Source organism: Mycobacterium parascrofulaceum ATCC BAA-614 (assembly GCF_000164135.1).
Lineage (GTDB): Bacteria > Actinomycetota > Actinomycetes > Mycobacteriales > Mycobacteriaceae > Mycobacterium > Mycobacterium parascrofulaceum.
Genome location: NZ_GG770553.1, coordinates 965,202 through 984,531 on the forward strand (window position 1 = coordinate 965,202; position 19,330 = coordinate 984,531).

The 19,330-nt window shown below is 70.5% G+C and carries 18 protein-coding genes and 1 pseudogene; 10 read left to right on the forward strand and 9 right to left on the reverse strand.

The window, feature by feature from the left end; genetic code table 11:
• The first annotated feature begins 27 nt into the window (after window positions 1–27).
• Entirely contained in the window at window positions 28–663 is a 636-nt protein-coding gene (locus HMPREF0591_RS04635) for a YoaK family protein (protein ID WP_083212316.1), read from the forward strand.
• On the opposite strand, the gene HMPREF0591_RS04640 is transcribed toward HMPREF0591_RS04635, so the two are convergent.
• The 4 genes from HMPREF0591_RS04640 to HMPREF0591_RS04655 form a co-directional block, all read right to left on the reverse strand.
• Window positions 660–1,742, reverse strand: a complete 1,083-nt coding sequence (locus HMPREF0591_RS04640) for a phosphodiester glycosidase family protein (RefSeq protein ID WP_007167268.1) — start codon at window positions 1,740–1,742, stop codon at window positions 660–662. The genes HMPREF0591_RS04635 and HMPREF0591_RS04640 overlap by 4 nt on opposite strands.
• A gap of 106 nt (window positions 1,743–1,848) precedes the next feature.
• Entirely contained in the window at window positions 1,849–3,246 is a 1,398-nt protein-coding gene (locus tag HMPREF0591_RS04645) for a YhgE/Pip domain-containing protein (RefSeq protein ID WP_007167269.1), read from the reverse strand.
• Window positions 3,247–3,272: 26 nt separating this feature from the next.
• Entirely contained in the window at window positions 3,273–4,007 is a 735-nt protein-coding gene (locus HMPREF0591_RS04650; RefSeq protein ID WP_007167270.1) for a pirin family protein, read from the reverse strand.
• Window positions 4,008–4,033: 26 nt separating this feature from the next.
• Entirely contained in the window at window positions 4,034–4,858 is an 825-nt protein-coding gene (locus tag HMPREF0591_RS04655; protein ID WP_050790009.1) for an IclR family transcriptional regulator, read from the reverse strand.
• Between the two features lie 108 nt (window positions 4,859–4,966).
• Between HMPREF0591_RS04655 and HMPREF0591_RS04660 the strand changes: the two genes are divergently transcribed.
• Window positions 4,967–6,100 (forward strand): NAD(P)H-dependent amine dehydrogenase family protein, encoded by a 1,134-nt coding sequence (locus HMPREF0591_RS04660; protein WP_007167272.1) that lies wholly within the window; start codon window positions 4,967–4,969, stop codon window positions 6,098–6,100.
• On the opposite strand, the gene HMPREF0591_RS04665 is transcribed toward HMPREF0591_RS04660, so the two are convergent.
• Complete coding sequence (locus HMPREF0591_RS04665) at window positions 6,097–7,497, reverse strand: alpha/beta hydrolase domain-containing protein (RefSeq protein ID WP_007167273.1); 1,401 nt, start codon at window positions 7,495–7,497, stop codon at window positions 6,097–6,099. The two genes, HMPREF0591_RS04660 and HMPREF0591_RS04665, sit on opposite strands and share 4 nt — an antisense overlap.
• Window positions 7,494–8,630 (reverse strand): annotated as a pseudogene (locus HMPREF0591_RS04670) (sigma-70 family RNA polymerase sigma factor). The gene HMPREF0591_RS04665 and the pseudogene HMPREF0591_RS04670 overlap by 4 nt, the downstream one beginning before the upstream one ends.
• Here HMPREF0591_RS04670 and HMPREF0591_RS04675 point away from each other — a divergent pair.
• The 4 genes from HMPREF0591_RS04675 to HMPREF0591_RS04690 all read left to right on the forward strand — a co-directional run bounded on the left by HMPREF0591_RS04675 (window position 8,623) and on the right by HMPREF0591_RS04690 (window position 12,917).
• A complete protein-coding gene (locus HMPREF0591_RS04675) occupies window positions 8,623–9,417 on the forward strand; it encodes an alpha/beta hydrolase (protein WP_425270151.1) in 795 nt (264 codons plus the stop codon). The pseudogene HMPREF0591_RS04670 and the gene HMPREF0591_RS04675 overlap by 8 nt on opposite strands.
• A 115-nt stretch (window positions 9,418–9,532) precedes the next feature.
• Window positions 9,533–10,282, forward strand: a complete 750-nt coding sequence (locus HMPREF0591_RS04680; protein ID WP_007167276.1) for a DUF2786 domain-containing protein — start codon at window positions 9,533–9,535, stop codon at window positions 10,280–10,282.
• Window positions 10,279–10,791 (forward strand): TIGR04338 family metallohydrolase, encoded by a 513-nt coding sequence (locus tag HMPREF0591_RS04685; protein WP_007167277.1) that lies wholly within the window; start codon window positions 10,279–10,281, stop codon window positions 10,789–10,791. Before HMPREF0591_RS04680 ends, HMPREF0591_RS04685 begins: the two co-directional genes overlap by 4 nt.
• Entirely contained in the window at window positions 10,788–12,917 is a 2,130-nt protein-coding gene (locus tag HMPREF0591_RS04690; RefSeq protein ID WP_007167278.1) for a beta-glucosidase family protein, read from the forward strand. The genes HMPREF0591_RS04685 and HMPREF0591_RS04690 overlap by 4 nt, the downstream gene beginning before the upstream one ends.
• Before the next feature lie 118 nt (window positions 12,918–13,035).
• On the opposite strand, the gene mymT is transcribed toward HMPREF0591_RS04690, so the two are convergent.
• Entirely contained in the window at window positions 13,036–13,182 is a 147-nt protein-coding gene (gene mymT, locus HMPREF0591_RS30690) for a copper-binding metallothionein MymT (protein ID WP_007167279.1), read from the reverse strand.
• Between the two features lie 158 nt (window positions 13,183–13,340).
• Between mymT and HMPREF0591_RS04695 the strand changes: the two genes are divergently transcribed.
• Window positions 13,341–13,997, forward strand: a complete 657-nt coding sequence (locus tag HMPREF0591_RS04695; protein ID WP_007167280.1) for an O-methyltransferase — start codon at window positions 13,341–13,343, stop codon at window positions 13,995–13,997.
• Window positions 13,998–14,003: 6 nt separating this feature from the next.
• On the opposite strand, the gene HMPREF0591_RS04700 is transcribed toward HMPREF0591_RS04695, so the two are convergent.
• Window positions 14,004–14,987, reverse strand: coding sequence for a nitronate monooxygenase (locus tag HMPREF0591_RS04700; protein ID WP_007167281.1), 984 nt, complete (start codon window positions 14,985–14,987; stop codon window positions 14,004–14,006).
• Window positions 14,988–15,119: 132 nt separating this feature from the next.
• Between HMPREF0591_RS04700 and HMPREF0591_RS04705 the strand changes: the two genes are divergently transcribed.
• Window positions 15,120–15,560: an SPW repeat protein gene (locus HMPREF0591_RS04705; RefSeq protein WP_007167282.1), complete on the forward strand. Its 441-nt coding sequence runs from the start codon at window positions 15,120–15,122 to the stop codon at window positions 15,558–15,560.
• Between the two features lie 34 nt (window positions 15,561–15,594).
• On the opposite strand, the gene ilvD is transcribed toward HMPREF0591_RS04705, so the two are convergent.
• Window positions 15,595–17,310, reverse strand: a complete 1,716-nt coding sequence (gene ilvD / locus HMPREF0591_RS04710; RefSeq protein WP_007167283.1) for a dihydroxy-acid dehydratase — start codon at window positions 17,308–17,310, stop codon at window positions 15,595–15,597.
• Window positions 17,311–17,437: 127 nt separating this feature from the next.
• On the opposite strand from ilvD, the gene ricR reads away from it, so the two are divergent.
• Complete coding sequence (gene ricR, locus HMPREF0591_RS04715; protein WP_007167284.1) at window positions 17,438–17,728, forward strand: copper-sensing transcriptional repressor RicR; 291 nt, start codon at window positions 17,438–17,440, stop codon at window positions 17,726–17,728.
• A 134-nt stretch (window positions 17,729–17,862) separates the two neighbouring features.
• On the forward strand, window positions 17,863–19,095 hold the full coding sequence (locus tag HMPREF0591_RS04720; protein WP_007167285.1) for an MFS transporter: 1,233 nt from the start codon (window positions 17,863–17,865) through the stop codon (window positions 19,093–19,095).
• Window positions 19,096–19,330 lie beyond the last annotated feature (235 nt).

The window sequence follows — 19,330 nt, forward strand, 5'->3', positions numbered from 1 at the left end:
ACTTCGCCGGTGTCGCAGCGATCGACCGTGGCGGCGTTGTTGCTGTTGACCTTCGCCACCGGCCTGGCCGATTCGATCAGCATCCTGGTGCTCGGCCACGTGTTCGTCGCCAACATGACGGGAAACGTGATCTTCCTTGGCTTTTGGCTGGCGCCCAGGACGAGTGTCGACCTGACCGCGGTCGTGGTGGCCCTGCCCACCTTCGTCTGCACCACGATCCTGAGCGGCCGGATGTCGCGACATTTCGCCGACCGGACCCGGCCGTGGATCACCACCGTCCTGGCCGTCGAGATCGGCCTGCTGGTGGTGTTGGCGATCGCGGCCGGTGCGGGAATCCTGCAGTACCACAACAACACCAAGCTGATCATCATCGCGATGCTTGCGGTCACGTTCGGTCTGCAGCACTCCAGCGCCCGCCAGTTCGGCATCCAGGAGCTGTCCACCACGGTGCTGACGTCGACGATCGTCAGCCTCGGCCTGGACAGCCGCCTGGCCGGCGGCGCGGGCGACCGCCGGGCGTTGCGCCTGGGCGTGGTGTCGACGATGTGCGCCGGCGCCTTCCTGGGTGCGACGATGTCGCGATTCGTCGTCGCGCCGGTGTTCGCCGTGGCCGCCGCGGTGGTGGCGGCCAGCCTGTTGATCTTCCGCTTCGGGCCGAGCTAGTTGAAGGCCAGCCAACTGGGCAGCGCCCGTTCGTGGGAATCGCAGAGCACCTGCCGGGTGTCGCACGACCCCCGCGGCGAACCGGTGCCGGCCCACATGCCGCCGGTGTCGCGACGCAACACGATGGCCGACGATCCGCCGCCGTCGAGCAGGACGGCGTTGTCGCTGCCCAGGCCGCGGAACAGGTCTTGCATGTTGTCCGGGGTGTAGCTGCCGCCCTCGAAGACGTACATCTCGTCCTTCTGCCTCGAGTACGCCAGAGCCGTTCGCGCCGCGCTGGGCCCGCCGTCGTGCAGCTGCCCGGTGTTGCCGGGTGCCAGCAGCCCGATCCCGGACACCGCGACGAACCGCTCGTTCTTGTTCAGCAGGTCGGCGACGACGGGGGTGGCGGAGTCGTAGTCGCTCTTGGTCCTGGGCCACACCACGTACGGCGCGCCGCCGGACGGCAGGATCATCGTCGTCAGGGCGCTCCAGCTTTCCCCGCCGCCCGAGAGGCCCTGCTTGCCGGGGTAGGCGACGGTGCCGGTGACGACCTGGTTCGCCCGGCCCTGTCCGTGGGTGTTGTCGACGAAGGCGCCCAGCGGTGAGCTGCAGCCGGTCTGGCGCCACGACCCGCCCTTCTGCCCGCGCACGTCGAAGAAGTTGGCGTTGATCGCGATCGTCGGTTGGCCCATCCGCTGCCACGCCTGCAGCGGCGCGTAGAGCTCCGACGCCTGCCAGAGGCCCTCGCCGGTGCGGGCGCCGGGATTGTTCTCGCAGCGCGCCTGGTCGCCCCGGTGGGTGTCGACCAGCAGGTGCGGCGCGAGCCGCCCCGCCGCGTTCTTGATGATCATCAGGTGGCCGCCGTTGTTCATCTCGTACCAGCTGCCGCCGGCGTTGAGCATCGGCGCGGGGTGGCCGGGGCCGAAGTTGTAGACCAGGTACGAGCCCTTGGTGGTGTTGATCGCGTCGGCCAGCAGATCGCGGCCGTCGGCGGCATGTGCGACGGGCTGCCCGGCGGCCGAGGCGAGGGCGACGCACGCGATCATGGCGGTGCAGCCGGCCACCAGTCGGCGCAAGCTGGCGCGTCGGGTCAGCACGATCGCCCTTTCCGCCCGGATTTAGATGCAACAAAAACATCATCAGTCACATCCGTCACACCGTCAAGTTAGGTCACGGCCGGATGACGCCCGGGCGGCGTTCGAATTACGTTTCCTCGCTTGGGCTTTCGGTTGGGCTCTCGGCCTCGGCGGCGGCGCCCGTGCGCTCGTGCTTGCTCTGGCGCGCCTTGTGCTGGGCCTGATGTTCGGTGGCGATCGCCATCTCGACGGCGCCCGGGATCCGGTGGAATCCCTTGCGGTCGTACAGGTGCGTGACGATGCCGCCCAACAGCAGCCCGATGACGAGGCCGATCGTCGTCATGATCAGCGCCTGCGATATCCCGGTGTCCGCGTGGCCCTTGAAGTACAGCAACGAGCGGGCGCCGAGGAAAACCTGGTGCATGGGCTCGAATTCGGCCAGCCACTGGAAGAAGGGCGGCGTCGCCTCCAGCGGCACGGTGGCGCCGGCCGACGGCAACCCGAGGATCACGAAGATCAGCAGGCTGACCAGCAGGCCGCCGGTGCCCAGCACGGACAGTAACGAACTGGAGGTGATGCCCACCGCGGCGATCGCGAACACCCCGTACGCCCAGAGTTGCCAGCCGAGGTCGATGGGCATGCCGAGCCCGTGCGCGATCGCCACGTAGGCCCCGGAGGTGAACAGCCCCAGCAGCACCATGATGGCCCACTTGAGCAGCAGCGTCTGGAAGCGCGAGATCTTGACCTGTTCGGCGAAGCGGTACACCGGGCCGAATTCCGCGGGCACGTAACCGAGTAACGCGTCCACGAGGGTGCTGACCACGATGCTTCCGGTGAACCCCGCGAGTAACAGCAAGAGCGCGTAGTAGAAGGCCGACAGCCCGTTGCCGGTGCCGTCGGGCAGCGGGTTGTAGACGGTCGACTCGATCTCGATCGGACTGGACAGGCCCTCTTCGGCGGCCCCGGCGAGCGGGGCACCGCCGGTTTGCGCCTTGACCTGCGCGAGAAGTCGTTCGCCCACTTCACCATTGGCCACGCCCATCGCCATGTTCAGCGTCTGGGCGGCGATGCTGGCGCCCAGCGTGCCGGCGCGCGGGTTCGTGGAAATCCGGATCACCGGCCGTTCCGCCGGACCGGGCAGCATCGCGCTGGTGCCGAGGTCGCGCAGTTTCGACGAGAAGCTCGGCGGTATCAGCACCGAGCCGTACACGTGGCCGGTGTCCAGTTGATGCCTGGCCGCGGCGCGGGTCAGCACCCGGACGTCGTACTTGTTCTTGTCCAGGCCGTTGACCAGCCGGCCGGCCAGCTCCGCGCCGGCCGGACCGGCATCCTCGTTCACCACGGCGATCGGGAAGTGCCGCAGGTTCGTCATCGGGTTCAAGATGCCGCCGAGGTACAGCGCGCACAACGCCGACATCAGGGCCAGCGTGATGACCAGCGGGGCCGCCCAGAAACGGACGGTCCGGACCGCCTTGATGTTCCGGTTCGGGTTCGGCGCCGCGTGCTGCGGCCGCGATTGGGACATGCCGGCTCCTGTCTGTCACGCCCACTCTATGGGCTCGCCCCGCCCAGCTTCGCGTGCATTTCCCAGACGAGCAGCTCCGACGGCTCGTGCGCCGACACCCGCCGGCCGCCGGCGTCGGTGAACCGCACGGCGTCACCTCCCGCCAGGTCGCCGGCGCCCTCACAGCCGACCGCGCCGCGTGCGATGAACAGGTGCAGGTAAGGGGCGTGCGGAAGGCTGACGATGTCGCCGCACCGCAGCCGCGCGGCGTGCAGCGCGGCACCGCGGTTGTGCAGCGAGACGGCGGCGTCCCGGCCCGGGATGCCTGACGCGACCGTCACCAGTGTGCCGTCCAACACCTCCGCGCCGATCTCCTGCTGTTGATAGCCCGGAGCGATGCCCGCCTCGTCGGGCACGATCCACATCTGCACGAAATGCACGGGCTCCGTTGCCGAGTCGTTCTTCTCCGAATGCAGGATCCCGCTGCCGGCCGACATGCGCTGGGCCAGGCCCGGATAGATCACCCCGCGGTTGCCGATCGAGTCCTGATGCGCGAGTCGGCCCCGAAGAACCCAGGTCACGATCTCCATGTCGCGGTGCGGATGCATATCGAATCCTGTTCCGGCCGCGACGATGTCGTCGTTGTTCACCAGCAGCAGCCCATGGTGGGTGTTTTCCGGATCGTAGTGATCGCCGAACGAGAACGAGTGCCGCGACGTCAACCAGGGGGTCGTGGTGACGGCCCGCGCGGCCGCACGCCGAACATCCGCCTGCGCCGCCATGCGCCCAGCCTAATCGGCCGGTCCGGTCACGCCACCGTAGCGGCGAGCAGCCCCTGCGCGTGCCGGAGCGCCGCGTCGAGTTCGGGCAGCGTCAGCCTCGCGGGGCGGCCCAGATGGATCTCGATCTGGTACTCCGGCTGGCCATCCGGCCCGAAGATCGGCAGCACCACGAATTCCGCTGCCGCCAAGTGGGTTTCGAGGTCGTCGGTGACCGACTGCAGCGTCACCATCGTCATCAGGGTGGTGAGCTGGCGGGTGACCCGCGCCGTCGGCTCCAGCGAGGCCAACACGTCCGCCAACCGGTCGTGCAGCGACTGATGGGTGTCGTCGAACCGCCACGCGCCGTATCCGCGGGCGCGGATGTCGGCCAGGACCCGCTGGTGTTCGGCGATCTCCGCCCGGGTCAGCCGGGGCGTCACCCGGTGCAGCCAGGCGTGCACCACGTCGTCGTCGCGCCAGGCCATCGCGACCAGGCCGAACGGCGGGTCGATGGGGAAGCGCTGACCGACGGCCTGCCCGCCGTCGGTGCCGTGGCCGACCGCGTCCACGGTGGTCAGGTGGCGGGCGCCGATCCTCGACATGGAGCAGCCGGCGCCGAGCGTCTCGTGCAGGTATCGCAGCGCGTCGCGGCCCCGGTCCAGCAGCGGAAACTGCGCGCGCAGACCGTGCACCAGCCCGAACAGGCCGCTTCCCAGCACGTAGCGGCGATCGTCGCGGTGCGCGACCCAGGCGCGGCTCTCCAGTTCGGCCAGCACCAGCGCGCAGGTGGAGGTGCTGATCGCGCAGCGCTTCGCCAGCTCCGCGGACGTCAGCCCGGCGGGGGAATCCGCAAGCGTCGCAAGCACATCCATCACGCGGCCGGTCGGCGGTGATTTGACGGTTGACGTACTGATGCCCACCTCCCTACTATCCGTCCAAAATATCAAGATAGCTGTCCTAGTATTAGGAGAAAATCCGTCGTGATCAAGGTCGGAGTGTGGGGGCCGGGTTCCATGGGCGTGATCGCCCTGCGCGGTGTGATCGACCACCCGGAGTTGCAGCTGTCCGATCTCGTCGTGCACAGCGAGGCCAAGGCGGGCCGCGACGCCGGGGAGTTGTGCGGCATCGCGCCGGTCGGCGTGGTGGCCACCCGGGACCCGGCGGCGCTGCTCGCCGGCGACGCCGACGCGGTGGTGTACGCCGCAGGCGCCAACCTGCGGCCGCTGGAGGCGGTGGGCGACATGGTCTCGATCCTGCGGGCCGGGAAGAACGTGGTGTCGTGCTCGGTGGTCCCGCTGGTGTTCCCCGACGGGGTCGACGCGGCGTTCACCGATCCGCTGCGACAGGCCGCGCTCGACGGCGGGGCCTCGTTCTTCACCACGGGGATCGACTCCGGCTTCGCCAATGACGTTCTGCCGCTGGCGCTTACCGGCGTTTCGCGGGTCATCGATTCGGTCCGGGTGACGGAGATGTTCAACTACGCCACCTACCCGGACCGGGCCGCCGTATACGAGATCCTCGGGTTCGGTCGGCCGCCGGAATACCAGGCGTTCGCGGCCCAGCCGGGCATGTTCACCTTCGGGTGGGGCCCCGTCCTGCACCAGCTCGCCGCCGGTCTGGGCGTCAAGATCGACAACATCGAGGAGAGCAACGACCGCGTCGCGGCCACCGAGTCCTTCGACACGCCCACCGGCCACATCGCCGCCGGGACGATCGCCGCGATGCGCTCTACCCTGACCGGATACGTCGGTGGCAAGCCGACATTCGTCCTCGACCACGTGACCCGGATGCGTGACGACGTCGCGCCGGACTGGCCGCAGCCGCACATCTCGATCCCGCCGAAGGACCTCGGCTACGGACCGGCGTCCGGGCGAGGCCTCTACCGGGTGGAGATCGAGGGATCGCCGAGCATGCGATGCGAGTTCGAGATGGCCGAAGACCACGACCACGACCTGGGTGCGCGCATCGCGGGCGCCTCGCGGATGGTCAACGCCATTCCGGCGGTGTGCGCGGCCCCGCCCGGCCTGCTCTGTGCGCTGGACCTGCCGCTGATCACCGGGGCCGGCCTGGTCCGTCCGGTGGCGGGACCGGCACCGGACAGCCGGCTCTTCTAGTTCCGGTCGCCGGGATAGGTCGCGGCGGCCAGCTCGAGGATCTCGGCGCGGTCCGCCGCCAGGATGAACCCGCCCCGAATCGACGCATCGAGCGCGGCGGTGAAACGCCGCAGGTATTCGCTCATCCCGCCCGGGTAGAGCCGCCGCAAGGTGTCGTCATCGAAGAGTTCGCCGGAGCCGAAGAGCGAGGACATGATGCTCGCTTGGTCGCCGAGGCCCGAGGTGCGCGCGACCGGCACATCCACCCACGGGGTTCTGACGCCGCCCTGCGCCAGGCCGTTGGCGTCGGTAACGGGTTGGGGGCCTTCGGCATCGAGCACCAGCATCGGTGCGGCGCTGGGGGCCGGCTCGCCGGTGCGCACCCACGCGTCCAACGCGGCGATGGCGCCCTGCACGACGTAGTGGTGCTGGGGGGCGAAGTTGATGTGGTACGAAAGATGTTGGCCCATAAGCATGTTGGTGGGCGCATAGGCGGCGACGATGTCCGCCAGCGGCGCCGAACCGCTGTCGATCGGCGCCACCTGGATGGTGTAGTTGTCGGCGTGCGCGGCGCCCGGAAGTTCCCAGACCCGCAGGAATTGGTTGTCCGGTTGCCTCGCGAAGTAATAGCCTTCCCGCGCGCCGCCGAACAGGTCGGTCTCGGTGATCAGCGTCAGCAGCGGAACCCGCAGGTCGGGGCGGAAGGCGACGGGGTGCGGGGCGCCGGATTCGTCGAAAATGGAACTCCCGTCCAGCGGCGCGGCGGGGCCGAATCGCGAATGGACGAAGAAGCCGTCGTACGCCTCGGCCAGGGGGTCGACGGCGTTGACGTAGGTGGTGAGGAACATGGCCGATTGCGACTCGCCGAGCGCGACGACGTGCCGGGCGCGCAGGCCGCCCAGAACGCCGGCGCTTCTGATCAGGCCGCCGGCCTGGGAGAAGATGTCGTAAGCGAAGGCGTCGCCGGGGTGGCGCAGGGGCGCGTAGCGCGCCGGGTCCTGGCTTTTCAGCGACATGTCGACGCCGAGGATGCTCGCGCCGCCGTCCACCCCGACCCGCTGGGCCGAGACCGCGACGTAGGCGTAACCCGCACGCAGTATTTCCCGATGCGCCATCATCCATACGGCCGGCGCGTCGATGCCGCCGCTCACATTGAGCCACTCCACCAGGACGGTGCCGTTGAACCGCGCCCGGTCCGCCGGCGTCACTACGACGATCCGGGTGCGGTAATCCGCCGTGCCGCTGGGTTTTACCTCCCACCGCCCGTCCGGCCCCAATTCTCCTAGCGGCGCGTAGCACGAGGCCGCGCCGGATACGAAGAATTCCTCGATGCGGTAGCCGAGGCCGGCGAGGTCGAAGGCGCCCAGCAGCAGCCGGGGCCGCCCGGGCACGGCTGCGACGTCGGGCGAGTCGGTCACAGCGAACCGGGCAGTCCGAATTTCGCGAACAGCGCGTCGTCGAGGAAGGCCACCACGCGGGAAACGCCGTCGTCGCGCACGTCGAGCACGTGCAATTGGAAGGGCACGTGCCGGTCGCCCGCGCGCATGTACATGGCCGCGCCGGGCTGGCCGTTGGCGACCAGCGGCAAGAGGCGCATGTCCCCGGGGTGCTCGGCGGGGCATTGCTGATGGATGAGGGTGACGATGTCCCGCGCCCCCCGGTACCAGCCCGCGTACGGCGGCATCTCCCAGATCGCCTCGGCGGTGAACAGCTCCACCAGGCGCTCGATGTCGTAGGCCTCGAAGGCGGCGATGTAGCGTGCCAACAGGTCCCGTGCCTCCGGGGACTCCGGCGCGGCCAACCGGTCCCCGGCGTCGGCCCCGGCCGCGTCGAGTTGGGACCGGGCCCGCTGCAGCAGGCTGTTGACGGCGGTCGTGGTGGTCCCGATCGCGGCGGCCACCTCCGCCGCCTTCCACTGCAGCACGTCGCGCAGCAGCAGCACCGCCCGCTGCCGCGGCGAGAGGTGTTGCAGCGCAGCGACGAAAGCCAATCGCACCGACTCGCGCGACCCCACGATCACCGACGGGTCGGCGGGGTCGTTCGCCAGGTCCGGGAGCGGCTCCAGCCAGGGCACCTCGCGGCGTTCGACCAGCTCGGCGGTCGGGTCGGAGCTGGGTGCGCCCAGCCCGGTGGGCAGCGGACGGCGTTGCCGCCCCTCCAGGGCGCTCAGGCAGGTGTTGGTGGCGATCCGATGCAGCCACGTCCGCATCGAGGACTTGCCTTCGAAGCGGTCGTAGGCCCGCCACGCCCGCAGCAGCGTCTCCTGCACCAGATCCTCCGCGTCGTGCAACGACCCGGTCATCCGGTAACAGTGGGCCAGCAGTTCGCGACGGTACGGCTCGGCGTGCGCCGAAAAATCCTTGTCGACGCCGACCGCCGGGCCGGGGTCGGCGGTTGCGGCGTTTTGCGCGAGCAGCCCCACGATGGGAAAGCCTACGACAGTGTCTGGCCGGGCGACCCGTGCCGCCAGCCATTACGCTGCCCGTAATGACTAGGACCGTGCAGTGAACCGCGACGAACGGAACTTCGACGGATTCGGCGGCGTGCGGATCGTTTACGACGTCTGGACACCGGACACCGCCCCCCGGGCGGTCGTCGTCCTGTCGCACGGCCTGGGCGAGTACGCCCGCCGCTACGACCACGTCGCGCAGCGGTTCGGGGCGGCGGGCCTGGTCACCTACGCGCTGGATCACCGCGGCCACGGCCGCTCGGGCGGCAAGCGGGTGCTGGTGCGCGACATCTCCGAATACACCGCGGACTTCGACAGCCTGGTCCGGATCGCCACCCGGGAGCATCCGGGGCTCAAATGCGTCGTACTCGGGCACAGCATGGGCGGCGGCATCGTGTTCGCCTACGGCGTCGAACGCCCCGACAATTACGACCTGATGGTGCTGTCGGGGCCCGCGGTGGCGGCCCAGGACCAGGTGTCGCCGCTGATGGTGCTGGCCGCCCGCGTGCTGGGCGCCCTCGTGCCGGGCCTGCCCGTGCAGGAGCTGGACGTCGACGCCATCTCGCGGGACCCCGCGGTGGTGGCGGCCTACAAGGGCGATCCGCTGGTGTACCACGGCAAAGTGCCCGCCGGCATCGGCCGCGCCCTGATTCAGGTCGGCGACACCATGCCGCAGCGCGCCCCGGCGTTGACCGCGCCGCTGCTGGTCGTGCACGGCTCCGAGGACCGCCTGATTCCCGTCGCCGGCAGCAGGCGCCTGGTGGAGTGTGTGGGCTCCACCGATGTCGAGTTGAAGGTCTACCCGGGGCTCTACCACGAGGTCTTCAACGAACCGGAGCGCGACCAGGTGCTGGGCGACGTCGTCTCGTGGATCACCGCACGGCTCTAACGGAGCGTGTCGGATCGCTCCCGTAGTTTGGCGGACATGACCCGCGCCGTCGACGATGCGGAGCGGAGTACCGCCCGCTTGCGGGGGGGCGAAGCGACGAAGAGGAGCGGCGCATATGACCGACGACAAGATGCTGGCGCGCATCGCCGCGCTGTTGCGTCAGGCCGAGGGCACCGACAACGCACACGAGGCCGACGCCTTCATGAGCGCCGCCCAGCGGCTGGCGACGGCGGCCTCCATCGACTTGGCGGTGGCGCGCTCCCACGCGGCCAGCCGCTCGCCGGCGCAGGCCCCGACGCAGCGGACCATCACCATCGGGTCCGCGGGCACCAGGGGGCTGCGGACCTATGTGCAGCTGTTCGTGGTGATCGCGATGGCCAACGACGTGCGCTGCGACGTGGCATCGAATTCGACGTTCGTGTACGCCTACGGGTTCGCCGAGGACATCGACGCCACCCACGCCCTGTACGCCAGCCTGGTCGTCCAGATGGTGCGGGCGTCGGACGCCTACCTCGCCTCGGGCGCGCACCGGCCGACGCCGACCATCACCGCGCGGCTGAACTTCCAGCTGGCCTTCGGCGCCCGGGTCGGCCAACGCCTGTCCGAGGCCCGGGACGAGGCGCGGCGCGAGGCCACCAAGGACCGCCGGCGCCCGCCGGGAACCGCTATCGCCTTGCGCGACAAGGACGTCGAGCTGCACGACTATTACCGCAGCGCGTCCAAGGCGCGCGGCACGTATCAGGTCAGCCGCGCGACCGCCGGCTACTCGTCGGCGGCGCGGCGCGCGGGCGACCGGGCCGGCCGTCGGGCGCGGCTGGGCAGCAGCCCCGAACTGCCCGGCGCGCGGACCCCGCTGGGCCGGTGACTCCGGGGCGATCCGCCACGAGGGACTCCCAGCGGGCCAAGGTCTACGCCGCCGAGGAGTTCGTCCGCACGTTGTTCGACCGCGCCGCCGAGCACGGGTCGCCCGCCGTCGACTTCTTCGGCGCGCAGCTCACGCTGCCGCCGGAGGGCAGATTCGGCTCGGTTTCGTCCGTGCAGCGCTATGTTGACGAGGTGCTTGCGTTGCCGGCGGTGCAACGGCGCTGGCCCGCCGTCCCGGCGCTGCGCGTGCGCCCGCGACGGGCGGCCACCGCGGCCCACTACGAATTCCGCGGCGGCGCTGGCGTTATCGCGGTTCCCGACCGCGACACCGCCGACTGGGCGCTGCGCGAACTGGTGGTGCTGCACGAAGTCGCGCACCACCTCTGCCAGGCCGAGCCGCCGCACGGACCGGAGTTCGTCGGGACGTTCTGCGAGTTGGCGGAGCTGGTGATGGGGCCCGAGGTCGGGCATGTGCTGCGTGTCGTATACGCCAAAGAGGGTGTGCGATGAGCTCGTTCGGCGAGGACGCCGACGCCCGGGCGCGCGAGGTCGAGGCCCGGATGACCGACGACGAGCGGTTCTCGCTGCTGGTCGGGGTGATGGGTGCCGGTGAGATGTGGCCGGTGCGCGACGAGCGCATCCCGCCGGACGTCCCGATGAGCGCCGGCTACGTGCCGGGCGTCCCGCGGCTGGGCATCCCGGCGCTGCTGATGAGCGACGCCGGCCTGGGCGTGACCAACCCCGGCTACCGTCCGGGCGACACCGCCACCGCGCTGCCCGCCGGGCTCGCGCTGGCCGCGACCTTCAACCCGTCCCTCGCCCGCGCCGCCGGTGAGGTGATCGGCCGCGAGGCCCGCAGCCGTGGGTTCAACGTGCAGCTCGCCGGCGCGATGAACCTCGCGCGCGACCCGCGCAACGGCCGCAACTTCGAATACCTTTCCGAGGACCCGCTTTTGACCGCGACCATCGCCGCGGAGTCCATCGACGGCATCCAGCGCCAACGCGTGATCTCGACGGTCAAGCACTTCTCGCTCAACTGCAACGAGACCAATCGGCATTTCCTGGACGCGGTCATCGACCCCGACGCGCACCGCGAATCCGACCTGCTGGCCTTCGAGATGGCCATCGAGCGCTCGCGGCCGGGTGCGGTGATGACCGCCTACAACAAAGTCAACGGCACCTACGCGGCCGCCAACGACGTCCTGATCAATCGGGTGCTCAAGGGCGCGTGGGGGTTCCGGGGCTGGGTCATGTCCGACTGGGGGGCCACGCCGTCCTGGGAGTGCGCGCTGGGCGGGCTGGACCAGGAGTGCGGGGCGCAACTCGACGCGCTGCTGTGGCAGTCGGAGCCGTTCGGTGCGCGCCTGCGGGCCGCGCGCGCGGACGGCAGCCTCACCGGCGAGCGCCTCTCGGACATGGTCACGCGCATCCTGCGGTCGATGTTCGCGGTCGGCATCGACCGGGCCGAAGCGGCCCCGGAGCCGGACATGGCCGCGCACAACGAGATCGCGTTGCGGATCGCCCGGCAGGGGATCGTGCTGTTGACCAACCGTGGCCTGCTGCCGCTGGCGCCGGAGTCGACCGCCCGGATCGCCGTCATCGGCGGGCACGCGCACGTCGGGGTGCCGGCCGGCTACGGCTCGAGCGCCGTCGTCCCGCCGGGCGGTTACGCGGCCGTGATACCGATCGGCGGCTCGGGGCTGGAGGCGGGGCTGCGCAAGCTGCACCTGTTGCCGTCGAGCCCGCTCGACGAGCTGCGCAAGCAATTCCCGCACGCCCACATCGAATTCGACCCTGGCATCAGCCCCGCGGAGGCGGTGCTGGCGGCGCGGCGCGCCGACGTCGCGATCGTGTTCGCGATCCGCGCCGAAGGGGAGGGCTTCGACATCGCCGACCTGTCGCTGCCCTGGGGGCAGGACGCCCTGATCGCCGCGGTGTCCGCCGCCAACGCCAACACCGTGGTGGTGCTCGAAACCGGCAATCCGGTGACCATGCCCTGGCGGGACTCGGTCCGGGCCATCGTGCAGGCCTGGTATCCGGGGCAGGCCGGCGGCCGGGCGATCGCGGAAGTCCTTGCCGGCCGGTGCAATCCGTCGGGACGGCTGCCGATCAGCTTCCCGGTCGACTTACGCCAGACGCCGCGACCCGAGTTGCCCGGGTTCGGCGCCCCGTGGGGCGAGCCGACGACGATCGACTACGCCGAGGGATCCGATGTCGGCTACCGCTGGTTCGCCGCCACCGGGCAGGACCCCATGTTCGCCTTCGGTCATGGCCTGTCCTACACCAAGTTCGACTACCGCGACCTGACGGTCAGCGGCGGGGACACGGTGAGAGCCAGCTTCGACGTCGTCAACGTCGGTGACCGCGCCGGGGCCGACGTCCCCCAGCTCTATCTGACGGGAGCCCCCGACGGCCGACGCCTGCGGCTGCTCGGATTCGAGCGGGTCGAGCTGGAGCCCGGCGCCACCCGTCGCGTGACCACCGAGGCGGATCCACGCCTGCTCGCCCGCTACGACGGCGGCGTGCGAGCCTGGCGCATCGCCGCGGGGAACCACCTGCTGGCGGTCGGCACGTCGGCGGTCACGCCACGGCTGACGGCGACGGCAGACCTCGCCGGCCGTACGTTCGGGCGCTGATCCGCGCCGGCCGCGCCGAGCGTGCGTTCACGGCTTCGAGCGGGCGCACGGGAGATGGAGTTCCCCGGCACGTCGCCGCCCTGGATGCGCACACTCGACGCGGGCCTCGGCGCGCGGACTACTTGACCGGGGTCAGCTCGTCGCCGCAGGTGCAGCGGTACGGCTCACCCGCACCCGAGCAGTGGCAGGGCACCTCGATGCGGACGCGGCACCCGCAGCCCTCGTGGCCACAGGTCAGCTCCGTGCCTGCTTCATAATTTGCCATTTCACTCACCCATTTCTCTCGTGTGGACGCTTACCTCTGTGATCGACCACGGCCCCGACTATATACCCCCCATGGGTATCTGGTAAACGGCCGTGACCCGATCGATACCGATCGGACCGTCACCGCCGGTCCGGGCGCGCGCGGCTAGCGTTGCTGTCATGACCCGGAAACCAACACCGCACGACGTCGACAATTTCCTGGACACCACGGTGATCGGCGACGATCCGGTCCTGAGCGCGGCGGTGCGGGCGAGCGACGCGGCCGGACTGCCGCGGATCGCCGTGTCGGCCCAGCAGGGCAAGTTTTTGAGCCTGCTGGCCGGCGCCATCCAGGCGCACCGCGTCCTCGAGATCGGCACGCTCGGCGGCTTCAGCACCATCTGGCTGGCCCGCGGCGCCGGCCCCCGGGGCCGGGTGGTGACGCTGGAGTACGAACCCAAGCACGCCGAGGTCGCGCGGACCAACCTGGACCGGGCGGGCCTGACCGACCGGGTGGAGGTGATCGTCGGCGCCGCGCTGGACACGTTGCCGACGCTGGGCGGCGCCCCCTTCGACATGGTGTTCATCGACGCCGACAAGGAGAACTACGCCGCCTACCTGGGATGGGCGGTCCGGCTGGCCCGGCCCGGAGCGCTCATCGTGGCGGACAACGTGATTCGTGAAGGGCAGGTTCTCGATCCGCGCGACGATGCCCAGGCGCGGGCGGTGCGCCAGACATTGCAGCTGATGGGTGAGCACCCGCGCCTGGACACGGCCGTCATCCAAACCGTCGGGGCCAAGCGCTGGGATGGCTTCGCGCTGGCGCTGGTGCGCTAGCGTCCCTCAGCGCGGGCTGAGGTCGGCGACCGCCCGCGCGGCGGAGGTGAGCTCGCCGATTCGCAGCGCGGTTTCGCCGGCGTACAGCGCCGCCCGGTCGACCCAGGCGTCCGGGGTGGCGGCGAGCGGCGCGAGCGGCGTGAACAGCGGGCGTGCCGGCGACTGCAGGCGCAGCAACGCGCCGGCGTCGAAGTAGCCCAGGGCGGCCATCGGTCGGCTCGCAGCGCTGATGGCGGCGGGCAGGGCCTTCGCGCAGCCGTCGGGACGGCACCAGCGCCGGGTCGCGGCGTTGGGCACGACGCGGTGCCGCAGCGGCCAGCTGAGGCCGAACAGGTTCGTCTCGATCGTCTTGTCCGCCTTGGCGACTCGCCGCTGATACTCCCGGTTGGCATTGGCCTCGTGCGTCATCAGGAACCGCGTGCCGGCGACGACGCCCGTGGCGCCGGCCGCCAGGGCGGCGCGGGTGTCGGCGCTGTCGGCGATGCCGCCGGCCAGCAACACCGGCCGCCCGCCGGCCGCGGCCAGCGCCCGCGGCAGGAATTGCAGCGCCGGCATGGTGCCGACGAGGTGGCCGCCGGCCTCGCGGCCCTGCGCGATCAATCCGTCGGCGCCCCAACGGATAGCGGCGCTGGCCTGCGCCGCGGTGCCGACCATCACGAAGACGAAGATGCCGGCTTCGCGAAGGTGCTGCACGAGCCCCCGCTTCTCGCCGAACGCGAGCACGACGCAGTCGACCCCGGCATCCACGCACACCGCGACGTGCGCGCGATGCACGAAGGGCAGCAACAGGTTTACCGCGACCGCGCGATCCGGCGCCCGCTCGCGCACCCGATCGACCGACGCGCGCAGCTGCTTAGGCGTGGCGAGGCCGAGGGTGCCCAGGCCGCCCGCCGCCGCGACCGCGGCCGCCAGTTCCGCGCCGGCCAGGCCGCCGCCCATGCCCGCCTGCGCCACCGGAACGTCGAGGCGCAGCCGGTCCGCGATGTCCACGTCTTACGACGCTACGCGGCCGGTCGAATTGGTTGGTGATCGGGCGTAATCTTGATCACAGATGGATGGGTGCAGTGAAGCTCACACTGCTTGTCACACAACGGGCTTGCTGCATAACAGAAAGGTCACAAAATGAGTACAGTCCATTCATCAATCGATCACCACCCGGACTTGTTGGCCCTGCGCGCGAGCTACGACCGCGCCGCCGAGTCGATGAGTGCGCACGTCACCTTCGGGCTGGCGCTGCTGACCGGCCTGTATGTGGCCGCGTCGCCGTGGATGGTGGGATTCAGCGGGACGGGATCGCTCGCCACGTCCGACCTGATCGTCGGGATCGGGGCCGCGTTCCTGGCTTACGGGTTCGCGACCGCGCTCGACCGCGCCCACGGCCTGACCTGGACGATGCCGGTGCTCGGCGTGTGGGCCATCGTCTCGCTGTGGATCCTGCCCGGCGTTCACCTGACCGCGGGCACGATGTGGTCCAACGTCGTCGCGGGCGCACTGCTGACGGTGTTGGGGCTCAACGCCACCTACTTCGGCAGGCGCACACGCGCGCAGGCCGCCCACGCATAACGTCCGAATCCGTTGAGGCAGGCGGCGATCGGGCCTAACCGCAGACCGCCCCGTTCGCCGCCGAGCTGACCAGCTTGACGTACTTGGCCAGTACGCCGGTCTGATAGCGCGGTGAGGGAGGGGTGAAACCCTCTCGGCGGGAATCGAACTCGGCCGGATCGACCAGCGCGTCGAGGACCCGGTTCGCGACGTCCAACCGGATCGGATCACCGTCGCGCAAGAAGGCGATCGGCCCGGCGTCGACCGCCTCGGGCGCGATGTGACCCACACACAGCCCGGTCGTGCCGCCGGAGAAACGGCCGTCGGTGAGCAGCAGCACGCCCTTGCCCAGGCCGGCGCCCTTGATCGCGCCCGTGATGGCCAGCATTTCGCGCATCCCCGGCCCGCCTTTGGGGCCCTCGTAACGGATCACCACCGCATCACCCTTGGTGATCGTGCCGTCCTCGAGGGCGTCCAGGGCGGCGCGCTCGCCGTCGAAAACCCTTGCGGTGCCCTCGAACACGTCGGAATCGAAGCCGGCCGTCTTGACCACCGCGCCCTCGGGGGCCAGCGAGCCGCGCAGGATCGTGATCCCCCCGGTGGGGTGAATGGGGTTGTTCAGCGCCCGCAGCACCTTGCCGTCCGGGTCGGGCGGGGCGATGGCGGCGAGGTTCTCCGCCACGGTCTGGCCCGTCACCGTGAGGCAATCGCCGCGCAGTAGGCCCGCGTCCAGCAGCGCCTTCATCACCACCGGCACGCCGCCGATGTGGTCGACGTCGGACATGACGTGGCGGCCGAACGGCTTGACGTCGGCCAGGTGCGGAACCTTCGACCCGACCCGGCTGAAATCGTCGAGGGACAGCGCGACGCCGGCCTCGTGCGCGATCGCCAGCAGGTGCAGCACCGCGTTGGTCGACCCGCCGAACGCCATCACCACCGCGATCGCGTTCTCGAAGGCCTCCTTGGTGAGGATGTCGCGGGCGGTGATGCCGCGGCGCAGCAGCTCGACCACGGCCTGACCGCTGCGCCGGGCGAACCCGTCGCGGCGGCGGTCGGTCGCCGGCGGCGCCGCGCTGCCCGGCAGCGACATGCCCAGCGCCTCGGCGGAACACGCCATGGTGTTGGCGGTGTACATGCCGCCGCACGCGCCCTCGCCGGGACAGATCGCCCGCTCGATGGCGTCGACGTCCTCCCGGGGCATCAAGCCCCGCGCGCACGCGCCCACCGCTTCGAACGCGTCGATGATGGTGACCTCGCGCTCGCTGCCGTCGGACAGCTTGGCCACGCCCGGCAAGATCGAGCCGGCATAGAGGAAGACGGCCGCCAGGTCGAGCCGCGCGGCGGCCATCAGCATCCCGGGCAGCGACTTGTCGCAGCCGGCCAGCAGCACCGAGCCGTCGAGGCGCTCGGCCTGCATCACCGTCTCGACGCTGTCCGCGATCAGTTCGCGGGACGGCAGCGAGAAATGCATCCCCTCGTGGCCCATCGAGATGCCGTCGGAGACCGAGATCGTGCCGAACTCGAGCGGGTAGCCGCCCGCCGCGAAGACGCCCTCCTTGACCGCTGTGGCGAGCCGGTCCAGCGAGAGGTTGCACGGCGTGATCTCGTTCCACGACGACGCCACCCCGATCTGCGGCTTGGCGAAGTCCTCGTCGCCCATGCCGACCGCCCGCAACATGCCGCGGGCGGCGGCCTTCTCCAGGCCGTCGGTTACGTCACGACTGCGCGGTTTGATGTCGGCGGATCCCGTCGTGTCGCGTGTTGTAGCCATCGTGCAAGTATGCGGGACCTGGCCACGCGGCAAATGCGCGGGTCATACCCGGGCGGGGTATAAAGTGGACGGGTGATGCCCGCCCGGCCATCCGCGGCGGGCGCGGACGGGCAGAGGTGAAGGACGGATGACGAACGCGCACGGATATTCGCAGCAGAAGGACAACTACGCCAAGCGGCTGCGGCGCATCGAGGGCCAGGTGCGCGGCATCGCGCGGATGATCGAGGAAGACAAGTACTGCATCGACGTCCTCACCCAGATCAGCGCCGTCAACAGCGCGCTGCGCTCGGTCGCGCTGAATTTGCTCGACGAGCACCTCAACCACTGCGTCACCCGCGCCGTGGCCGAGGGCGGCGACGACGCCGACCAGAAGCTCGCCGAGGCCTCCGCCGCGATCGCGCGCCTGGTTCGTTCCTGATTGGTGACCGAGTTGAGACCCCAAATGCGGCGCTGACGAGGGCCCGGCTGTAGTTGCGGTCCGTACGGTAAGGCAGTGTGATCGCATTAGGCGCGACAACCCAGGAATTGGGTAGTCCGGCCGATACAGACGCCATGACTGCCGAAACCAACGCTGCCGCCCGAACGTGGACCCCACGCGTCGCGGCCCAGCTCGCTGTGCTGGCCGCGGCGGCCTTCATCTATGTCACCGCCGAGATCCTGCCGGTGGGCGCGCTGCCGGCCATCGCCCGCAACCTGCACGTCAGCCTGGTCCTGGTGGGCACCCTGCTGTCGTGGTACGCGCTGGTGGCGGCCCTGACGACGATCCCGCTGGTGCGCTGGACCGCGCACCTGCCGCGCCGCCAGGTGCTGGTCCTGAGCCTGACCTGCCTGACCCTGTCCCAGGTGATCTCCGCGCTGGCGCCCACGTTCGCGGTGCTGGCCGCGGGCCGGGTGCTCTGCGCCGTCACGCACGGGCTGCTCTGGTCGGTCATCGCCCCGATCGCGACCCGGCTGGTGCCGCCCAGCCACGCGGGCCGCGCGACGATGTCGATCTACGTCGGGACCAGCTTGGCGCTGGTCGTCGGGAGCCCGCTGACGGCGGCCATGAGCCTGATGTGGGGCTGGCGCCTGGCGGTGGTGTGCGTGACCGTCGCGGCCGCCGTCGTCACGGTGGCCGCCCGGGTGGTGTTGCCGGAGCTGGTGCTCACCGAGGATCAGCTCAAATGCGTCGGCCCGCGGTCGCGCCACCATCGCAACCGCCGGCTGATCATCGTCAGCGTCATCACCATGGTCGGCGTGACCGGACACTTCGTCTCCTACACCTACATCGTGGAGATCATCCGCGAGGTCGTCGGCGTGCGCGGACCGAACCTGGCGTGGGTGTTGGCCGCCTACGGCGCCGCGGGAGTGCTGGCCGTCGGCCTGGTGGCGCGGCCGCTCGACCGCCGGCCCAAAGGCGCGATCATCGGGTGTATGGCCGGTCTGACGGCCGCGTTCGTCGTGCTGACCGCGCTGGCGCTGGGCGGCCGGCCGGCCGCGGCGGCGGCGCTGATCGGGACGGCCGCGATCGTGCTCTGGGGCGCGATGGCCACCGCCGTCTCGCCGATGATGCAGTCCGCGGCGATGCGCAGCGGGGCCGACGATCCCGACGGGGCGTCGGGGCTGTACGTCACGGCGTTCCAGGTCGGCATCATGGCGGGCGCGCTGGCGGGCGGCCTGCTGTACGAGCGCAGCGTCGTCTTCATGCTGGCCGCATCGGCCGGATTGATGTCCTTGGCGCTGGTCGGCACGGCCGCCAACCGGCACGCGTTCGACGTTGCGCCGACAAGCTCACGCGATTCATAGCTGGCCAGCTCAACGGCGGAAATGTGGCCGCAGAGGCCCGTCCGCACGTCCGAAAATGTTAGCTGGCGTGGGTCCTATGCCACACTGTGTGAGGAACTTGATCGTGGAGGGATGCATATGTCGGGCTGGACGCGAGGGCGGCTTTTGGCCGCCCTGAACGCCGCCGGGTTGGCCTCAGTCATGGGTTTGGCGTTGGTGCTGAGCGCGGCCCCCGCGCTCGCGGACCCCGACCCCG